The following is an 18601-nucleotide window of genomic DNA, read 5'->3' as shown; positions in this document are numbered from 1 at the left end:
CGACGAGCTTAGACCGCCTCGCGGCGAGGCGGAACCAAGCGAAGGCGGCGGCGTTCGATCAGGACACCAAGCCTCAGGGGACGCACGCCGCGCGCCGCGCATGCCGCAGATTTTCACCCGCAGCGCCGATTCCTGGCTGAGGCTGGGGCTGACGGCGCTGGCGGGGCTCATACCCGCCGCGCTCGCCGTGCTCGCATTTACAGCCGTGCAGCCGACCGATTTCAGCGCAGACCTCCGGATCGCCGAGCAGCAGCCGGTCCCGTTCAGCCACCGCCACCACGCCGGCGAGCTGGGGATCGCGTGCGTGAACTGTCATGTCAGCGCGGAGACCGCCGCCAGCGCCGGTCTGCCGCCGACCCAGACCTGCATGGCTTGCCACTCGCAGATCTGGACCGCCGCCGAGCCGCTGGCGCCGGTGCGCGAGAGCCTTCTGACCGATACGCCCATCGCCTGGAACCGCGTCCACGACCTGCCGGACTTCGTGTACTTCAACCACTCGGTTCATGTCGGCGCGGGCGTGCCGTGCGCGACCTGCCACGGCGACGTGACAGACATGGCGCTGATCCAGCAGGTCGAGCCGATGACCATGCGCTGGTGTCTCGATTGCCACCGCGATCCCGAAGGCGAACTCGTGCCGCTCGATCGCGTGTACGATCCAGACCCTCACGCCGATCCTCATGGCGGCGAGACCGGACGGCTCGTCTCCTTCATGGCCGCAGCGCGGGTGCAGTCGCCCGGCGAGCTGGACAGCTGCAATGTCTGCCACCGGTAAGCCGCTCCCGATCCAGCGCCGCACCCCCGGCGAGACCCCGGACGCGCCTGCGCCCGAACCCTCCGCTACGGGCGCGAGCCGGCGAGAGGCGCTGGCGCTGGGAAGCCTGGGGGCCATGGCCGCGCTTTCGGCTTGCGGAGACCCGCCGCAATCGGCCGTGCCTTACGTACGCGAACCCGCCGGCGTGACGCCCAGCCAGGCGCGGCGGTATGCGACAGGGTTCATGATTTCCGGCGTCGTCCAGCCCGTGCTCGCCACCGTGCGCGAAGGCCGGCCGGTGACGCTGGAAGGCAATCCCGACCATCCCGCCAGCGGCGGGGCAGCCGATCCCTTCACCATCGCTTCGATCCTCTCGCTCTACGATCCGGGCCGGGCGACCGCGCTGCGCCGGGAGAACCGCATCGCCAGCCCCGCCGATTTCGAGCGCATGCTCTATGGCGCGCGGGCGCGCTGGAAGGCCGGGGCGAAGCTTAGGATCCTCACAGGCGCGTCGACCTCGCCGACGCTGCACCGGCAGATCGAGCAGCTTCAGGCCGCCTATCCGGACGCCGCGCGGACGGAATGGGAGCCCGCCTTTCCCGAAGGTCCGCCCCAGGCCCCTGCGCTGGCCGGCGCGCGCAGCGTGATCAGCCTGGGCGCGGACCCGCTTGGGCCCGGACCGCTGCAGACCTGTGAGGCCCGGCGCTGGGCGCAGGCGCGGATCGCGGCGCGCGAAGCCGGCGCGGTCACCCGCCTCCTCGTCGCCGAACCCGAACCCACGCTGACCGGCGCGCGCAGCGATCTGAGGCTGCCGGTGAAGGCCGGAAGGCTCGATGCAGTCGCGGCGGCGCTGATCGGCGAGGGCGGCGAGCTTTCATCAATCGAACGATCGTTCGTCGATGCGGCGCGGGCGGCGCTCGCAGCCGGCGATGCGCAGGTGCTGGCCGGAGACGCGCTCAGCCCGGCGCTGCGCGACCGGGTGGAGGCGCTGGGCGATGTCGCCCCGCCCGCCCCCGTGCTCGACTATGGCGAGACCCTTCCCGTCGAGACGCTTCTGGCCGAGCTCGAGGCCGGCGAAGTCGACACGCTGCTGATCGCCGGGGCGAACCCGGTCTACGCCGCGCCGGGCGATCTGGACATGGCCGCGCTGATCGGGCGCGCCGGCACGGTGATCGCGGCGGGCTTCGAGCGCGACGAGACGAGCCTGTTCGCAGACTGGTTCGCTCCGCTCGCCCACCCTTACGAGAGCTGGAGCGACGGTCAGGCCGCCGACGGCACGCCGGTGATCTGCCAGCCTCTGGCGCGGCCGGGCGCGGATCTGTTCACCCTGCACGGCCTGCTCGCCCGGCTCGCCGCGCAAGGCCCCGCCGACGATCTCGCCATCGTGCGGGAGACCTGGGACGCGCCGCTGGGCGGGCAGGCGGGCTGGCTGAAAGCGGTGCATGACGGCGCCGTGCCGGTGAGCGCCCCGCCCGCCCCTGCGCTCCGTATACGGAACATCGCTGCGGAGACCCGCGAAGAGGACGGCGAGTTCGAGATCGTCGTCACGCCCGACCCGTCTGTCTGGGACGGGCGGTTTTCGGCAAACATCTGGCTTCAGGAACTGCCCAAGCCGCTGACCAAGACCGTCTGGCGCAACGCTGCGCGCATCAGCCCGGCGGACGCCGCAAGGCTGGAGCTTCAGGACGGCGACATGGTCGAGATCACGGCCGGCGCCGGGACATTGTCCGCACCCGTCTCGATCCAGCCGGGCCTGGCCGCGGGCGTGATCGGTCTGACGGTGGGCTACGGCCGCAAGCACGGCGCCGGGCATGGCGAGGGGCGGGGTTATGACGCCTGGCGGCTCACCGAGCGCGGCCGCCCCTTCCGGCTTTCGGGATCGGTGCGGCCCGGCGGCGGGCAAGCGCGGATCGTCACCACCCAGCATCACCACGCCATGGACGGCCATCATTTCGTACGAACGGTCCCGCCGGGCGGGAAGGTCGACCACGGTCTCGACCACGGATCCTCCCTGTATCCCAGGTGGACCGACGGCGATCAGGAATGGGCGATGACGATCGATCTCGATCTGTGCATCGGCTGCAATGCCTGCATGACCGCCTGCCAGAGCGAGAACAACGTGTCCGTCGTCGGCGAGGACGAGGTCGCCAAGGGCCGGGAGATGCACTGGATCAGGGTCGACCGGTACTATGAAGGCGCCGACGAAAATCCCGACATCGTCTTCCAGCCCGTGCCCTGCATGCATTGCGAGCAGGCGCCGTGCGAGATGGGCTGCCCGGTGAACGCCACCGTGCACTCGCCCGACGGGCTCAATCTTCAGGTCTATAATCGCTGCATCGGCACGCGGACCTGCCAGGCCTACTGCCCCTACAAGGTCCGCCGGTTCAATTTCCACGACTGGCCCGACCGCGAGCCCTCCGATCCCGAGCCCAGGCGCAACCCCGAAGTCACCGTGCGCGCCCGCGGGGTGATGGAGAAGTGCACCTATTGCGTCCAGCGCATCCAGGCCGCCGACATCGCCGCGCGCCGCGAGGACCGGGCGATCGAGCCCGGCGAGATCGAGACCGCTTGCCAGGCCGCCTGCCCCACCAGCGCGATCGTCTTCGGCGACCAGTCCGCGCCCGAAACCGAGGTGGCGAAGAACAAGGCCGATGCGCGCGCCTACGATCTTCTGGCCGAGCTCGGCGTGCGCCCGCGCACGAGCTATCTCGCGCGCGTCTCGCCGCGGGCTGAAGACGGCGGGGAGGGTCATGGATGAGCCCGGCCGACACTCCCGCCAATCAGGGCCCCGAAGCCGCGGTCAGCCCCGGCCAGCCGGTCTCCAGCCGCTTCACCATCTCGGAGGTGGGCCGGGAGATCGCCGGCATCACGCTCAACCATCCCACCCGGCTGAGATGGGCGATCGGGTTCGGGATCTGCTCAGGGCTCGTGGTGCTGTGGCTGGTCTCGATCGTGGTGCTGCTGAGCCGCGGCGTAGGGGTGTGGGGGATCAACATTCCCGTCGGCTGGGGGCTCGCGATCACCAACGTGGTCTGGTGGATCGGCATCGGCCACGCGGGCACGCTGATCTCCACCCTGCTCCTGATGACCGGGGCGGCCTGGCGCACCTCGCTGAACCGCTTCGCAGAGGCGATGACGCTGTTCGCGGTGATCTGCGCGGCGACCTATCCGGTCCTGCATCTGGGCCGGCCGCATCTTCTGTTCTGGCTGATCCCCCACCCCAACCAGCTGGGGCTGGGCCCGCAATACCGAAGCCCGCTGGAGTGGGACATCTTCGCGATCACCAGCTACGCGCTGGTCTCGCTGATGTTCTGGTATGTCGGCATGCTGCCCGACCTCGCTTTATTGCGCGATCGGGCGCGCGACCGGTTCGGCCAGGTGCTCTACGGCGTGCTGGCGATGGGCTGGAAAGGCTCGACGACCAGCTGGACGCGCTGGCGGCGCAGCTATCTGATCCTCGCCGGCTTCGCCCTGCCGCTGGTGGTCAGCGTGCATTCAGGCGTGTCCATGCTGCTCGCCGGCGGTCCGATACCCGGCTGGCACACCACGATCTTCCCGCCCTATTTCGTGCTCGGCGCGGTGTTTTCGGGCTTCGCGGTGGTGGCGATCCTGGCGGTGCTGCTGCGCTCGGGCTTCCGGCTGCAGCACCTGATCAACGACCGGCACCTGTCGATGATCGCGGTGATGCTGCTCGTCTCGGGCCTGATGACCAGCTACGGCTACGTGCTGGAGCTGTGGGGCGCGTGGTATTCCTCCGACAGCTTCGAGCGCAACACCGCGGTAGACCGGCTGTTCGGTCCCTGGGCGTGGGCGTACTGGGGCGCGATCGTCCTGAACTTCGCCTCGATCCAGCTGTTCTGGTTTCCCCGCTTCCGGCGCAGCCCGCTCGTCCTCTTCCTCGTGGGGCTGGCGGTGAGCGCGGGCATGTGGTGCGAGCGCTACATGCTCGTAGTCTCCGCGCTGGCGCGCGACTACCTGCCCTCGAGCTTCGGCGATTACTGGCCGAGCTTCTGGGAATGGACACTGTTTCTAGGCTCGATCGGCCTGTTCGGCTGGCTGTTCTTCCTGTTCATCCGCTTCCTGCCGATGATCTCCATCTTCGAGATCAAGGAGGTCGTCCACCATCCCGACGATCCAGTCGAGCGCGGCGAACCGGAGGGGCCGCGATGAGCCAGCCCTTCGCCGTTCTCGCCGAGTTCGAAAAGCCCGAAGCGCTGACCGAGGCGGTCGCCGCGATGAAACGCGAGGGCTTCGAGGCGATGGAAGCCTACGCCCCCATGCCGATCGAGGGGCTGGAGCCGCTGCAGCCGCTGAAGAACCGCCGTGTCGACCTGTGGGCGCTGGGCGGCACGCTGTTCGGGCTGACGCTGGGCATGGCGATCACGGTGGGCCAGAACGTGTTTCAGTATCCGCTCAATGTCGGCGGTCGGCCTCTGTTTTCCTGGCCGGCCTTCATGGTGCCGAGCTTCGAGCTCGGCGTGCTGTTCGGCTGCTTAGGCGCGGTGATCGGCCTGTTCAGGACCACCGAGCTGCCCCGGCTGCACCATCCGCTGTTCGGCGTGGAGGGGTTCTCCCGCGCCAGCGAGGACCGCTTCTTCCTGGCCGTGTTCGCCCGCGATCCGCAATTCTCGGAGGCGAAAGCCGCACTCGAACGCACTGGCCCCGCCGCCATGCACGAGGCGGGCTCATGAGCCGGATCGCGCTCATCCTCGCCGCCGCGCTGACGCTCGCCGCCTGCGAGCAGCGCATGATCGAGCAGGAAAAGCTCGAGACCTGGGAGGCGGAAACCGCCGCCCTGGGCCGGCATCCGCCCGACGGCGCGGTGGCGCGCGGCACGCTGGAACGCCTGCGCATCCTTGAAACCCGGCCCGAGCTCACCCCGGCGCTGATCGAGCGCGGCCAGGTCGTCTACGACCGGGTCTGCGCGCTGTGTCACGGGCGGACCGGGCGCGGCGACGGGATCATCGTCGCGCGCGGCTATCCCGCCCCGCCGAGCTACCACTCCGAGCGCCTGAGGCAGGCCGCGCCGGAATATGTCGTCGCCGTGATCACCAACGGCTACGGGGTGATGTACCCCTACGCCAACCGCGTCGCCCCCGAGGACCGCTGGGCGGTGGCCGCCTACGTGCAGGCGCTGCAGCGCCTGGGAGCGCGGATCGAGCCGCTGGATGCGGCCGGCGCCGAGCCGGCCGCCTTCACCCCACCCCGGCCCTCCCCTCAAGGGGAGGGAGGGGCGGTCGATCCGGACACGCCCGGACCCGCCAGCGACGGTCCCGAAAGCGCGTCAAGTGACAACACGACGGTCCCGCTTCGCCCCTCCCTCCCCCTCGGGGGAGGGTCGGGGTGGGGGGCGCGCGACGTCTCCGGCGTCGTGCCGACGGGTGGGCGAGCAGGGACCGCCGAGCGTCCATCCGCGATGGAAGGAGGCGCCCCATGACCCGGATCGTCGCCGCTCTGATCTTCGTGCTGGGCGCGATCGGGCTGGTCTTCGCCGCCCTGGTCGAGCCCGCCGCGCTGCTGCGCGCCTGGCTGACCGCCTGGCTCGTCCTGATCGCCGCGCCGATCGGGGCGGTGTTCGCCGGGCTGACCATGGCGCTCGCGCCCGGTCCGTGGACGGAGAAGATCGCCCAGCCGATCCGGCTTCTGCTGCTCTCCCTGCCGGTGTTGTCGCTGGGGGTGATCCCGGTCCTGTTCGGGCTGGGCGAGCTCTACCCCTGGATCAGCCCCGGCGAAGACGCCGCGCACTGGGTCGAGCCGCGCGGCGCGTGGCAGGAGCCGCTCTGGTTCGCGCTGCGCCAAATCGTCTGGCTGGCGATCCTGTCGGGCGCGGCGCTCGCGCTGGCCACGGGCCGGCTCGGCTCGCAGCCGGTCGCCGGGCTCGTCGCCATCCCGGTCACGCTGGCGGCGAGCTTCTTCGCGCTCGACATCTCGATGAGCCTCGATGCGGCGTTCAACTCCACGATCTTCGGGCTCTACGTCATCGCAGGCCAGGCGGCGGCCGCGCTGGGCGTGGCGATCACAGCGCGCGTGCTGACGACCGACGAGGCGGAGTCCGTGGCCGGACGGCCGGTCTGGCTTCTGTTCGGCGCCTGCGCGCTATGGGGCTATCACGCCTTCTTCCAGTATCTGATCATCTGGTCGGGCGATCTGCCGCGCTACGCCGAGTGGTTCCTGGCGCGCAATCAGGGCGTCTGGCTGATCGTTATCTTCGTCTACGCGATGCTCTTCGCGCGCGCCTTCCTGCTTCTGATCCGCCCGGTCCGCAAGCGCTCGCGCGGGCTGGTCACGACCGCCGGAGGGGTGGCGGTGGGCGTGGGGCTGGAGACGATCTGGCGGACCGCGCCCGATCTCGATCCCACGCCGGGCTGGTGGGCGGCGCTCACCGGCTGGCTGGCGCTCTTCGCGGGGCTCGGCGCGCTCGTCTATTCCAGCCGGCGCAGACGGGAGGCGGCCCATGCCTGATCGTCCCGCACACGAAGCCGACGACGTCCCGGTCCGCAACATCCTTCTGTTCACGGTCGTTCCGGCGATCGCGATCGCGGCCGTGCTGGTTCTGCTGTTCGCATACTTCGTCAGCGACACCGACACGCCCAGCGCAGAAGCGCTGTGGGCCGCCCGCTCCGACGAAGGCCCGCGCCTGAAGCGCCGGCCCGAAGAGGTGCGCGAGGCGATCGAGGTGCGCGACGCGGCCTGGCTCGCGCGCGGGCCCGGCATCGACGCGGCGATGCGGTCGACCGTGCAGGCGGGCTGGCGCGAGGGAACGCTGACCCCCAGCCGGGCCTACGAGATCCGCGCCGAGGAAGACGCGCCGGCGCCGGCGGACGGCCTGCCCCGCGAAGCCGATCTCAGGCCGACGCCCGCCGAACCGCGCGAGGCTGACGCGGGCGGGGAGGACGAGCCATGATCGCGACCCTTCTCGCCCTCGCTGCGCTGAGCGCCGCGAACCCGGAGATCGACACGTCGCCCCTGCCCGGCGACCGCCTGCCGTCCGGCCGGGTGCAGACGCTGGATGGACCGCTCGATCTACTGAGCCTGAGGGGGCGTCCGGTGGCGCTCGCGCCGGTCTATTTCACCTGTCCGACCGTATGCGGACTGACAGAGCAGCGCCTGGCGCGATCCTTCCTCGAAGCCGGCCTCACGCCCGGCGAGGACGCCGCGCTCGTCTTCCTGAGCTTCGATCCGCGCGACGACGAAGCGACCGCCGACGCCGCCTATCAGCGCGTTCAGTCCGCCGCGCCCGACGGGGCGGCCGAAGGCGCGGTCATGGCCTGGGGCGGAGACGCCGAAGCCGTGCTGGACGCGCTCGGCTATGGCCGCCGCTTCGATCCGGCTTCGGAGGAATTCGCCCACCCGGCCGCGCTCGCGGTGCTGACCCCCGACGGCGAGGTGTCGCGCTGGCTCGGCCCGCAGGGGCTCTCCGCCGATCAGCTGCGCCGGGCGCTGACCGAAGCCTCGAACGGGTCGATCGGCGGCGTGCTCGAACGCGCCCTGCTTCTGTGCTGGCGGTTCGATCCGGAGACCGGGGTCTACACCCCGCGCATCCTCCTCATCCTGCAGATCGCCGGCGCGCTGACCGTGCTTTTGCTCGGCGGCTACGTGCTCGGCCAGCTCAGGAGGCGCTCATGAGCTGGGCGGGGATCAAATTCTGGCCTGAAGCGATCAGCGCGCACGCGGAAAACGTCGACGCGCTGGCGATCAGCTTCTTCGCGCTGATCTGGGCGCTGGCCGTGCCGATCGGGGTGGCGCTGGTCGCCTTCGCCTGGCGCTACCGGCGCTCCAATGACGGGCCGGACCGCCAGCAACCCCATCACGGCTCCGCCTGGCTGGAATGGGGCTGGATGATCCTGCCCTTCCTTCTGACGCTGGCCTTCTTCGTCTGGTCGGCCGGGCTTTATCGCGACCAGCACCACCCGCCCCCCGACGCGCGCGAGGTCTACGGCGTGGGGCTGCAATGGATGTGGAAGTTCGAGCATCCCGGCGGTCAGCGCGAGATCAACCGGCTGACCGTGCCCGCCGGCGAGCCGGTGCGCGTGGTGCTGACAAGCCAGGACGTCATTCACTCGCTGTTCCTGCCGCCGCTCAGGATCCGGCAGGACGTCGTGCCGGGACTGACCACCTCGCTCTGGTTCGAGGCCGAGGAGCCCGGCGTCTATGATCTTCGGTGTACGGAGTTCTGCGGGGTGAGCCACAGCCGCATGACGGGCGAGCTCGTGGTTCTGGAGCCTGCCGAATTCGAAGCCTGGCTCGCCGCCTTCGACGCCGGCCCGACCCTGGCCGAGGCCGGCGAACGGCTCTATCGCGATCTGGGATGCTCGGGCTGTCACGGCCCGAATGCGGCGGTGCGCGCCCCCGATCTCGCCCATCTCTACCGCCGGCCGGTGCCGCTTGAGCGCGGCGAGACCGTGATCGCCGACGAGCAGTACATCACCGACTCCATCCTCATGCCCGAGCGCGACGTGGTCGCCGGCTACGAGCCGGTCATGCCGAGCTTTGAAGGCGTGATCGAGGAGAGCGAGCTTGTGGCCCTCGTCGCCTTCATCAAGTCCATGGCCGCCGAAGACGGCATGGACGGAAATGCGATGGGTGCAGACGCCCCGTCAGACCCCGCCGAGGAGGAGGACGCGGAATGACCGACGCCCCGCTCGCCCCGCCCCGGTCGGAGAATTTCCTGACCGCGAAGGAAACGATCAGGTCCTGGTTCCTGACCATCGACCACAAGCGGATCGCGCTCTTGTACGCCGCCGCGCTGTTCGTCTTTTTCTTCATCGGCGCGGCCGGCGCGGCGGTGATCCGGATCGAGATGCTGACCCCGCAAGGCGATGTAGTTTCGGCCGAAGGCTATAACCGCGCCTTCACCCTGCACGGCGTCATCATGGTGTGGTTCTTCCTGGTGCCGCTGATCCCGACCACGTTCGGAAATTTTCTGCTGCCGCTGATGCTGGGCGCGAAGGACCTCGCCTTCCCAAGGCTCAATCTCGCCAGCTGGTACGTGTTCATGATCTCCGGCGTCTTCACGCTCGCCGCGATCTGGCTGGGCGGGCTGGAGACCGGCTGGACGTTCTACACACCGCTCAGCGCGGTCTATGCGGACGGCTGGGTGACGCTGGCCATCCTGGGGGTGTTCATCTCGGGCTTCAGCTCGATCTTCACCGGCATCAATTTCATCGTCACCACCCACACGCTGCGCGCGCCGGGCATGACCTGGTTCCGCATGCCGCTCTTCGTGTGGTCGCTCTACGCCACGAGCCTGGTCATGGTGCTGGCCACGCCCGTGCTGGCGATCACGCTTCTTTTGATCCTGGCCGAGCGCGCTTTCGGGATCGGGGTGTTCGACCCGACGCTGGGCGGTGATCCGCTGCTCTTCCAGCACCTGTTCTGGTTCTACTCCCACCCGGCGGTCTACATCATGATCCTGCCCGCCTTCGGGGTGATTTCGGAACTCGTCACCGCGGGCGCGAGGAACCGGGTCTTCGGCTACAAGTTCATCGCGTTCTCAAGCCTCGCCATCGCCATTCTGGGCTTCATGGTCTGGGGCCATCACATGTTCACGACCGGCCAGTCGATGTACGCCGGGATCGTGTTCAGCTTCCTCAGTTTCCTCGTCGCGGTGCCGAGCGCGGTGAAGGCGTATAACTGGGCGGCGACGCTCTATAAGGGCCGGATCACGCTGAATACGCCCTTCCTTTATGCGCTGGGCTTTATCGCATTGTTCGTGTTCGGCGGGCTGACCGGGGTGATCCTGGCGGCGCTGGCGGTCGATCTGCACGTGCATGACAGCTATTTCGTGGTGGCCCATTTCCACTACATCATGGTCGGCGCGGCGGTGACCGCCTTCATGGGCGCGGTCCATTTCTGGTGGCCGAAAGTCACGGGCAGGCTCTACAACGAGCATCTGGGGCGGGCCTCGGCGATCCTTTTATGGATCGGGTTCAACCTCACCTTCTTTCCCCAGTTCATCATGGGCTATCTGGGGATGCCGCGGCGCTACCACGCCTATGATCCGGAGTTTCAGGTCTGGCACCTGTTGAGCTCGGCCGGAACGCCGATCCTGGCGATGGGCTATCTCCTGCCGGTCTTCTATCTGGGCTGGTCGCTCTATAACGGCCGTCCGGCGGGCCCCAATCCGTGGCGCGCGCAGGGGCTGGAATGGACCGTCAGCTCGCCCCCGCCCGAGCATAATTTCCACGGGCCCGTGAAAGTCACCCGCGAAGCCTACGACTACCCCAAGGAAGACGCCTACAAAGGACCGCTGCCGCGCGACGCCTGGCGCGAGGCCGAGGACGACCGCGAGGAAGGCCAGGCTGCGGAGGACCGGCGATGAAGACCGCCCCCGATCCCTCCGGCCTCGATCCGTATGAAGACGCCGAGGTGCGCCTGACCGCCCAGCGCATGGGCATGTGGCTGTTCCTGGCCACCGAGGCGATGATCTTCGCGGGGCTGTTCCTCGCCATCTTCGTGATCCGCACCCTGCACCCCGAAGGCGCGACGGAAGCCTCGGGCCATCTGAAGACCTGGGTGGGGACGGGCAACACCGCGCTTTTGCTTGTCTCCTCCACCCTCGTCGCGCTGGGCTCGGTCGCCGCCAAGGAGGGCGCGCGCCGGCGCGCGCTCGTCGCTGCGTGCTTCCTGGGCGCAGCGGCGCTCGGCGCGGCGTTTCTGGCGATCAAGATCGGGGTCGAGTACCGCGCAGAGCTGCACGAAGGGCTGATCCCCGGGCTCGGCCCCGCCTTCCCGCTTCAAGCAGACGGCGCGCAGCTCTTCTTCAACGCCTATTTCGCCGCCACCGGGCTTCACGCAATTCACGTTCTGATCGGCGTGATCGCGCTCGCAGGTGCGGCGGTCGGGGTATGGCGGCGCTGGCTGAAGCTTCCGGACAACGCGCCGGAGGTCGAGTTCACCGGGCTCTACTGGCATCTGGTGGACGTGGTCTGGATCTTCCTGTTTCCCGTTCTCTACCTGGTGGGCTGAGCGATGACGGAGCGAACCAAAGCCCTGCCCGGCGGAACCGTGAAGATCGCGGTGTCCGGCCTCGCGCTCCTGGTGCTGCTGCTCGCCACGGTGGGCATCAGCTATCTCGATGTCGGCTGGCTGAACATCGCCGCCAATCTGGGCATCGCGGGTCTCAAGGCCGCGATCGTGGTCTGGGTGTTCATGGAATTGAGCGAAGTGCGCAGCGCGATCCGCCTGTTCGCGCTCGGCGTCATCGCCTGGATCGCGATCATGTTCGTCTTCACCGCAGCGGACTATTTCCAGCGGACGGGGATATGAAGGCGGCGAGCTCTGCAGTTCGTCATTCCCGCGAAAGCGGGAACCCAACGATCGTCGAGCGGCGCCGCCGCCGGACTGGGTCCCCGCTTTCGCGGGGATGGCGATGTGAAACCGCCTTACCCCTAATGCGCCTGCCCCCAGGTCTTCGCCGCTTTCGCCTCGACCACCAGCGGGACCGACAGGTCCGCGGCGGGAAGCGCAGCGCCGCTCATCGTTTCCTGCACGATTTCGATAAGGCGATCGGCTTCGTCTTCGGGCGTCTCGAAGACCAGCTCGTCATGGACCTGCAGCAGCATGCGCGCTTTCAGGCCCGCTGAATCGAGCGCGCTCTGCATGCGGATCATCGCGCGGCGGATGATGTCGGCGGCCGCGCCCTGGATCGGGGCGTTGATCGCCTGACGCTCGGCGAACTGGCGCATGGCGGGGTTCTTGTCCCGGATGCCCGGAAGATGGATGCGCCGGCCGAAGATCGTCTCGACGAAGCCGGTCTCCTTCGCCTCGGCCTTCATCGCGTCCATATAGGCCGCGATGCCGGGGAATTTTTTGAAATAGGCGTCGATATAGGCCTTCGCCTCGTCCCGCCCGATGCCGAGATTGTTCGCAAGGCCGAAGGCGGAAATGCCGTAGATGATGCCGAAATTGATCGCCTTGGCGTTCCGGCGCGTCATCGGATCCATGTCTTCGAGCGGCACACCGAACATTTCAGACGCCGTCATGGCGTGAATGTCGTGACCCTGCCGGAAAGCGTCTTTCAGCGCCTCCACGTCGGCGATGTGCGCGAGCAGTCTCAGCTCGATCTGCGAATAGTCCGCCGCGACCAGCACATGGCCGGGCTCGGCGATGAAGGCTTCGCGGATCTTCCGTCCCTCTTCGGTCCGTATGGGGATGTTCTGAAGATTGGGTTCTGAGCTCGACAGCCGCCCGGTCGTCGTCGCGGCCAGGGAGAAGCTCGTATGCACCCGGCCGGTGTCGCGATTGATCGCCTCTTTCAGCGCGTCGGAATAGGTGCTCTTGAGCTTTGAGAACTGCCGCCAGGTCAGAAGCGCCGTGGGCAGGGCGTGGCCCTCGGCGGCGAGCTGATCCAGCACGGCCGCGTCCGTGGACCAGGCGCCGCCCTTGGTTTTCTTGCCGCCGGGCAGGCCCAATTCGCCGAACAGGATCTCGCCGATCTGCTTGGGGCTGCCGAGATTGAACTTGCGGCCGGCGGCTTCGAACGCGGCCTCCTCGGCCTCGGCCATTTTCTGCGCGAAGTCCGAGCTGAGCCGGGAGAGCTGGGCGACGTCGACCTTGATCCCGGCCAGCTCCATCTGCGCCAGCACGCCGGGCATGGGCCGCTCCAGCGTCTCGTAGACGGTGGACAGGCCTGCAGGGCCGAGCGTGGGTTTGAGAAGCTCCCAGAGCCTGAAGGTGACGTCGGCGTCCTCAGCGGCGTATTCGGTCGCACGCGGAAGATCGACCTCCTCGAAGCTGATCTGCTTCTGGCCGGTCCCGCACACCTCCTTGAAGGCGATGCATTTATGATCGAGCAGACGCTCGGCCAGCGCGTCCATGCCGTGATTATGCAGCCCCGCGCCCTGCACGTAGCTGAGGAGCATCGTGTCGTCATACGGGTGCGGATCGATGCCGTAGCGGCGGAAGACGGCGAGGTCGTACTTGAAGTTCTGGCCGATCTTGAGGATCGCGGGGTCTTCGAGGATCTGCTTCAGCCGCCCCAGCGCCTCGGCCTCGTCGAGCTGGTCGGGCCGCGCGGTGCCCGAGGCCAGATCGCCGCCGACATGATTGAGCGGGATATAACACGCCCGCCCCGGCGCGGTCGCCAGAGACACCCCGCACAGCCGCGCCGAGCAGGCCGACAGGGCGTTGGTCTCCACATCGACCGCGATCACCCGGCTGGCGCGCGCTTCGCCCAGCCAGGCGTCGAGCTGGGCGAGGCTGGTGACGGTCTCGTATTTCGATCGGTCGATGGGCGCGGCGGCGTTTACGCCGCCCTCGGACGATCCTGCGCCCAGCCCCTCCTCGACCCGGCGGGTGAGGGTGCGGAACTCCATCGATTTCAAAAAGCCCAGAAGCTTTTCCGGATCGGGCTCGGCCGTGCCGAAATCCTCGATCGGCTCGATGTCCTCGCAATCGTCCTTCAGCGTCACGAGCACCTTGGAGACGCGCGCGTCCTCGGCGTGCTCGATCAGCTTTTCGCGGCGCTTGGGCTGCTTGATCTCGCCGGCGCGTTCGAGCAGCGTTTCGAGATCGCCGTACTCGGTGATCAGCTGGGCGGCGGTCTTGATGCCGATGCCGGGCACGCCAGGCACGTTGTCCACGCTGTCGCCGGCGAGCGCCTGCACGTCGACCACGCGATCGGGCCCGACGCCGAATTTCTCGACCACCTCGTCATGCCCGATGCGCTTGGTCTTCATCGGGTCGAGCATGGTCACGCGGTCGTTGACCAGCTGCATCAGGTCCTTGTCCGAGGACGCGATGGTGACGTCCGCGCCTTTCTCCGCCGCGATGCGGGCGTAGGTGGCGATGAGGTCGTCGGCCTCCACGCCCTCCTGCTCGATGCAGGGCAGGTCGAACGCGGCGGTCGCCTCGCGGATCAGGGCGAATTGCGGGACGAGATCTTCGGGCGGCTCGGGCCGGTGCGCCTTGTACTGATCGTAGATCTCGTTGCGGAAGGTCTTCGCCGAGTGGTCGAAGATCACCGCCAAATGGGTGGGTTCTTCCTCGCCCTTGAGGTCTTCGAGCAGCTTCCACAGCATGTTGCAGAAGCCCTGCACCGCGCCCACCGGCGTGCCGTCTGACCGGGTCAGCGGCGGCAGAGCGTGATAGGCGCGGAAGATATAGGCCGACCCGTCCACCAGATAGACGTGACTGGTTGCGTCGACGGGTCGTTTGACGGCCATGAAAAAGCTCCGGGCGGGCGAGGATCGGTGGACCGAAACCTAGGCCCGCCCGGCGGCGGGAGCAATCGGGCCGGGTGCGGCTACTCGGCGGGTTCGCGCCGCACCGCGAGGCCCAGCGCCTCCACATCGATCTGTGAGGGGTCTTCGGCCATGAAGACCGAGGCGCTGATGGGTGTTTCGGGTTCGAGCCCGACGATCAGCGTGCCGCCCTCGCCGATGAAGCCCGACAGGGCGGTGACCATTTCGGCCTGGACGGTCCGGGGCAGACCGCCGAGCACCATGGGCGCCATCATCGCGGTCATCATCGAGGCCTGCGCGCGCAGCTCGGCCGGGGTGACGCCCTGCATTTCGGCGGCCATGGCGAGCGAGCGGTCGATCAGGCTCTGATCTTCCAGAGAAATAAGCATGGAATGGATCTTCAGCGGCTCGAACACCGAGGCGGGCGGCCCCTCGGGGCTCATCGCCTCGGGATCCTGGGTGGCGAACCAGTCCGCATAGGCCTGGGCGTAGGCGGTGACGCCGGAGAGATCCTGCTCGAAGCGCATCTCGAACCCGTCTTCCAGCGTCAGCCGGTTCTCGCCCTGGGTCGTCACCCGGTCGGCTTCGGGGTCGTAGACGGTTTCGCTGGCGAACGAGAACACCATCTCCTCATAGCCCAGCTGATCGAGCGCGCCGGCGAACTCCGTGCCCTGCGCCGAGTCCGGGTTGGCGCTCAGCGTCATGCGCGGCATCGCTGCGGTGGAGACGAACCGACCGCCGCGCTCCTCGATTTCGGCTTCAAGCGAGGGCATGGCGGCGAGCAGGCCGCCTGCGGCCACCGAAAGCCCGCTCATCTCGAACTGGTCGTACTGGTTCGCCGGCGAGGCGGCGAAGCTGAACGGCGCAGCCGGGTCGTCGGAGGTCATCGCGCGCGCCGCGGCCATGTCGAGCCCGCTCACCGACATCGAATCGAGCAGCAGCGACACCGGCTCGCCTTCCGCCGAGCTGGCGTCGAGCGCGAAATTCGAGATCGCCGCCCGGCCCAGCATCTCGCCGTCGAAATCTTCCGCCTCGGCCGAGGCGAGGGTGAAGTTGATGGTTTCCCCCTCGACCTCCTGGCCTTCGAAACGCAGGCCCTCGATCGCCATGCGGGCGAAGGACTGGGCCAGAAGATCGTCGCTTTCCGCCATCTCCTCGCCCGACAGGGAGGCGGCGATCGCCGCGGCGAGATCGGGGCCGGGCTCGTCCACGCTGAGCCGGTCGAACGCGGCCTCGCCGTCGGTGAAGGTGATGACGCCGTCTTCCATCACGAGCGCGTCCAGCGCCGGGCCGGCGTCGGTCTCGCCAGGGCCGGTCAGCACAAGGCGCGCGGCCTGCAGCCGGGCGCCCTCTTCGGCCAGGGTGAAGTCGGTGAAGGTGTAGACTTCCCCGTCCACGCTCATATCCGCCCAGCTCGCCGCGCCGCCCTCGGTGAGGCCGAACGCTTCGAGCCCGCCGGTCGCCGCCTGCCGCGAGGCTGCGCCGCCGCCCGCGTCGTCATCCGAGCCGCAGGCGGCGAGCAGGACGGCCGCAGACGCGGCGAGAATGGGAGCGGCGATGGCGGTGCGGACTGTCATGGGGAGCCTCGTTCAGCTTGAATGCGGTTCAAGCCTAGCCGAGGCGACGGCCGGCAACCAGACCGGCGGGGGCTTCAGGGTTCGGATTTGACTAATCGTGGCCGGTTTCGCCGTCCTCGCCCGCGATGCGGCCCAGAAAGGCGGCGATCGGATCGTCCTCTGACGGCGCTTCGTCTTCCGGTGCAGGAGCGTCCGGCGCCTGCGCGGTGGGCTCGACGCCCGACAGCACCGCCGCGATCGGGTCGGGCCGGTCCTGGCTGCGCGCGAGCACCGCGTCGAGGCCCGCCGGGAAGACCGGGGCGGCGTCGACGAACCGCGCGAACACCCGGGCCGGACCCGCCCCGCCGACGGCGCCGTCGGTGGCGGTGAAATCGTCGTTGCCCATCCAGACCACGGCCGCGAGCCCGCCCTCCCAGCCGGCGAACCAGGCGTCGCGATTATCGTTCGTGGTGCCGGTCTTTCCGCGTACGGCGCGGCCGGGCAGCGCGGCGGCCCGCGAGGTGCCGTAGCCGACCGAGGCGGCGAAGAGCCGGTCCATCTGCGAGACGATCCGGCCCGCCAGCACGGTCTCTCCCGGCGCTGCGTCATGTTCGAAGAGCATCTCGCCGCCGGCCGTCTCGATCGTGAAGATCGCATAGGGCTCGGCGCGTCTGCCGCCGTTCATGAAGGGCAGATAGGCGCCGGCGAGCTCGATCGGCGTGACTTCGTATGCGCCCAGCGCCAGGGCGTGGGTGTTCTGAAGCGGGCTTTCGATCCCCAGCCGCCGGGCGGTGCGCAGCACCCAGTGCCGCCCCGTGCCTTCGGCGACCTGCACCGCCACCGCGTTCGAGGACCGGGCGAAGGCGCGCTCGAGGCTCATCTCGCCTTCATAGCGGCCTTCATAGTTCTCCGGCGCCCAGTCGCCGTAGGAGACCGGCGCGTCGATGAAGACCTCGTCCGGGCTCATCCCGCCTTCGAAGGCGGCGGCGTAGACGAAGGGCTTGAAGGCCGAACCGGGCTGGCGCCGGGCGCTGACCGCCCGGTTGAAGGGCGAGCGCACGTAATCGCGGCCGCCCGCCATGGCGACCACTCCACCCGAGGCGTCCAGCGCGACGATCGCGCCTTCGCTCGCGCCGCGCGCCCAGTCCTCGGTGGCCAGACCCAGCGTCAGCGCGGCCTCGGCGGCGCGCTGGGCGTTAACGTCGAGGGTCGTGCGGACGATGAGATCGCCTTCATGACCGCCCGAAAGCTCGCGCACCTGCGGCGCCAGCCAGTCGGCGAACCAGCCCGCGCCGGGGCTGGAGCTGCCCCGGCTCACCCGGATCGGCACGCTGGCCGCGTCCAGCCGCTCGTCTTCGGTGATCCGGCCCGAGGCCAGCATCAGGTCGAGCACCACGGTCGCCCGCACGCTGGCCCGGCGCACGTCGGAGGTCGGCGCATAAAGAGACGGCGCCTTGAGAAGGCCCGCCAGCAGGGCCGCCTCGCCGATGGAGAGATCGTCGGCGGGCTTGCCGAAATAGCGCCGGGAGGCGGCTTCCGCGCCCCAGGCGCCGGCGCCGAAATAGACCCGGTTGAGATAGAGGGCGAGGATCTCGTCCTTGGAATAGCGGCGCTCCAGCCACAGGGCGAGCATCATCTCCTGCGCCTTGCGCTCGTAGGTGCGCTCAGAGCTCAGAAACAGGTTCTTGGCGAGCTGCTGGGTGATGGTCGAACCGCCCTGCACCACCCGGCCAGCGCGCAGGTTCGCGATCATCGCGCGCGCCGTGCCTCGCACGTCTATGCCGAAATGGGAATAAAAACGCCGGTCCTCGACCGCGAGCACGGCGTCCACGAGGTTCTGCGGCAGAGCCTCGGCGCTGATCGCGTCGCCGCTGGGCGCGCCGCGCCGGGCGATCGTCCGGCCGTGCCGGTCGAGGATCACCACCTCGCCCGCGCGCGGGACCGGCGCCAGACCGTCGAGATCAGGCAGGCTGCGCGCCAGGTGAACGGCGAGGACGCCGAGACCCAGCGCCCCGATCACGACAGCCAGCGCCATCGCCCTCAGAAAGAAGGTCAGGCGCGGCCGGGCCTTGCGGACGGGAATGCGGACGGAGACGCGGCGGGAGGCCATG

At 68.9% G+C, this 18601-nt stretch carries 15 protein-coding genes; 12 read left to right on the top strand and 3 right to left on the bottom strand.

What is annotated here, in order from left to right; genetic code table 11:
* The first annotated feature begins 100 nt into the window (after positions 1 to 100).
* Genes ABL308_05545 through ABL308_05490 form a run of 12 tightly spaced genes read left to right on the top strand, consistent with a single transcriptional unit; the run spans position 101 to position 12019 of the window.
* A complete protein-coding gene (locus tag ABL308_05545; protein ID XBQ17343.1) occupies positions 101 to 772 on the top strand; it encodes a cytochrome c3 family protein in 672 nt (223 codons plus the stop codon).
* Positions 756 to 3509, top strand: coding sequence for a 4Fe-4S dicluster domain-containing protein (locus tag ABL308_05540; protein XBQ17342.1), 2754 nt, complete (start codon positions 756 to 758; stop codon positions 3507 to 3509). The genes ABL308_05545 and ABL308_05540 overlap by 17 nt, the downstream gene beginning before the upstream one ends.
* Positions 3506 to 4921, top strand: a complete 1416-nt coding sequence (gene nrfD / locus ABL308_05535) for an NrfD/PsrC family molybdoenzyme membrane anchor subunit (GenBank protein ID XBQ17341.1) — start codon at positions 3506 to 3508, stop codon at positions 4919 to 4921. Before ABL308_05540 ends, nrfD begins: the two co-directional genes overlap by 4 nt.
* On the top strand, positions 4918 to 5442 hold the full coding sequence (locus ABL308_05530; protein ID XBQ17340.1) for a DUF3341 domain-containing protein: 525 nt from the start codon (positions 4918 to 4920) through the stop codon (positions 5440 to 5442). The genes nrfD and ABL308_05530 overlap by 4 nt, the downstream gene beginning before the upstream one ends.
* Entirely contained in the window at positions 5439 to 6188 is a 750-nt protein-coding gene (locus ABL308_05525) for a cytochrome c (protein XBQ17339.1), read from the top strand. The genes ABL308_05530 and ABL308_05525 overlap by 4 nt, the downstream gene beginning before the upstream one ends.
* On the top strand, positions 6185 to 7213 hold the full coding sequence (locus ABL308_05520; GenBank protein XBQ17338.1) for a hypothetical protein: 1029 nt from the start codon (positions 6185 to 6187) through the stop codon (positions 7211 to 7213). The genes ABL308_05525 and ABL308_05520 overlap by 4 nt, the downstream gene beginning before the upstream one ends.
* Positions 7206 to 7655, top strand: coding sequence for a hypothetical protein (locus ABL308_05515; GenBank protein ID XBQ17337.1), 450 nt, complete (start codon positions 7206 to 7208; stop codon positions 7653 to 7655). The genes ABL308_05520 and ABL308_05515 overlap by 8 nt, the downstream gene beginning before the upstream one ends.
* On the top strand, positions 7652 to 8377 hold the full coding sequence (locus ABL308_05510; GenBank protein ID XBQ17336.1) for an SCO family protein: 726 nt from the start codon (positions 7652 to 7654) through the stop codon (positions 8375 to 8377). Before ABL308_05515 ends, ABL308_05510 begins: the two co-directional genes overlap by 4 nt.
* Positions 8374 to 9381 (top strand): cytochrome c oxidase subunit II, encoded by a 1008-nt coding sequence (gene coxB, locus ABL308_05505; GenBank protein XBQ17335.1) that lies wholly within the window; start codon positions 8374 to 8376, stop codon positions 9379 to 9381. Before ABL308_05510 ends, coxB begins: the two co-directional genes overlap by 4 nt.
* Positions 9378 to 11072 (top strand): cbb3-type cytochrome c oxidase subunit I, encoded by a 1695-nt coding sequence (locus tag ABL308_05500; GenBank protein XBQ17334.1) that lies wholly within the window; start codon positions 9378 to 9380, stop codon positions 11070 to 11072. Before coxB ends, ABL308_05500 begins: the two co-directional genes overlap by 4 nt.
* A complete protein-coding gene (locus ABL308_05495; protein XBQ17333.1) occupies positions 11069 to 11719 on the top strand; it encodes a cytochrome c oxidase subunit 3 in 651 nt (216 codons plus the stop codon). Before ABL308_05500 ends, ABL308_05495 begins: the two co-directional genes overlap by 4 nt.
* A gap of 3 nt (positions 11720 to 11722) precedes the next feature.
* Positions 11723 to 12019, top strand: a complete 297-nt coding sequence (locus tag ABL308_05490) for a cytochrome C oxidase subunit IV family protein (protein ID XBQ17332.1) — start codon at positions 11723 to 11725, stop codon at positions 12017 to 12019.
* 122 nt (positions 12020 to 12141) lie between these two features.
* Here ABL308_05490 and polA read toward each other — a convergent pair whose 3' ends face one another.
* The 3 genes from polA to ABL308_05475 all read right to left on the bottom strand — a co-directional run bounded on the left by polA (position 12142) and on the right by ABL308_05475 (position 18600).
* Positions 12142 to 14916: a DNA polymerase I gene (polA, locus tag ABL308_05485; protein XBQ17331.1), complete on the bottom strand. Its 2775-nt coding sequence runs from the start codon at positions 14914 to 14916 to the stop codon at positions 12142 to 12144.
* 80 nt (positions 14917 to 14996) lie between these two features.
* Positions 14997 to 16511 carry a hypothetical protein gene (locus ABL308_05480; protein ID XBQ17330.1) on the bottom strand — a complete coding sequence of 505 codons (1515 nt, stop codon included), beginning with the start codon at positions 16509 to 16511 and terminating at the stop codon, positions 14997 to 14999.
* Positions 16512 to 16602: 91 nt separating this feature from the next.
* Complete coding sequence (locus tag ABL308_05475; protein ID XBQ17329.1) at positions 16603 to 18600, bottom strand: PBP1A family penicillin-binding protein; 1998 nt, start codon at positions 18598 to 18600, stop codon at positions 16603 to 16605.
* Between the last annotated feature and the right edge of the window lies 1 nt (position 18601).

The sequence above is a fragment of the Oceanicaulis sp. genome (genome assembly GCA_040112665.1).
GTDB lineage: Bacteria > Pseudomonadota > Alphaproteobacteria > Caulobacterales > Maricaulaceae > Oceanicaulis.
Note: the sequence above shows the minus strand (reverse complement) of the source record. Positions and strands in the feature narration are given on the sequence as shown.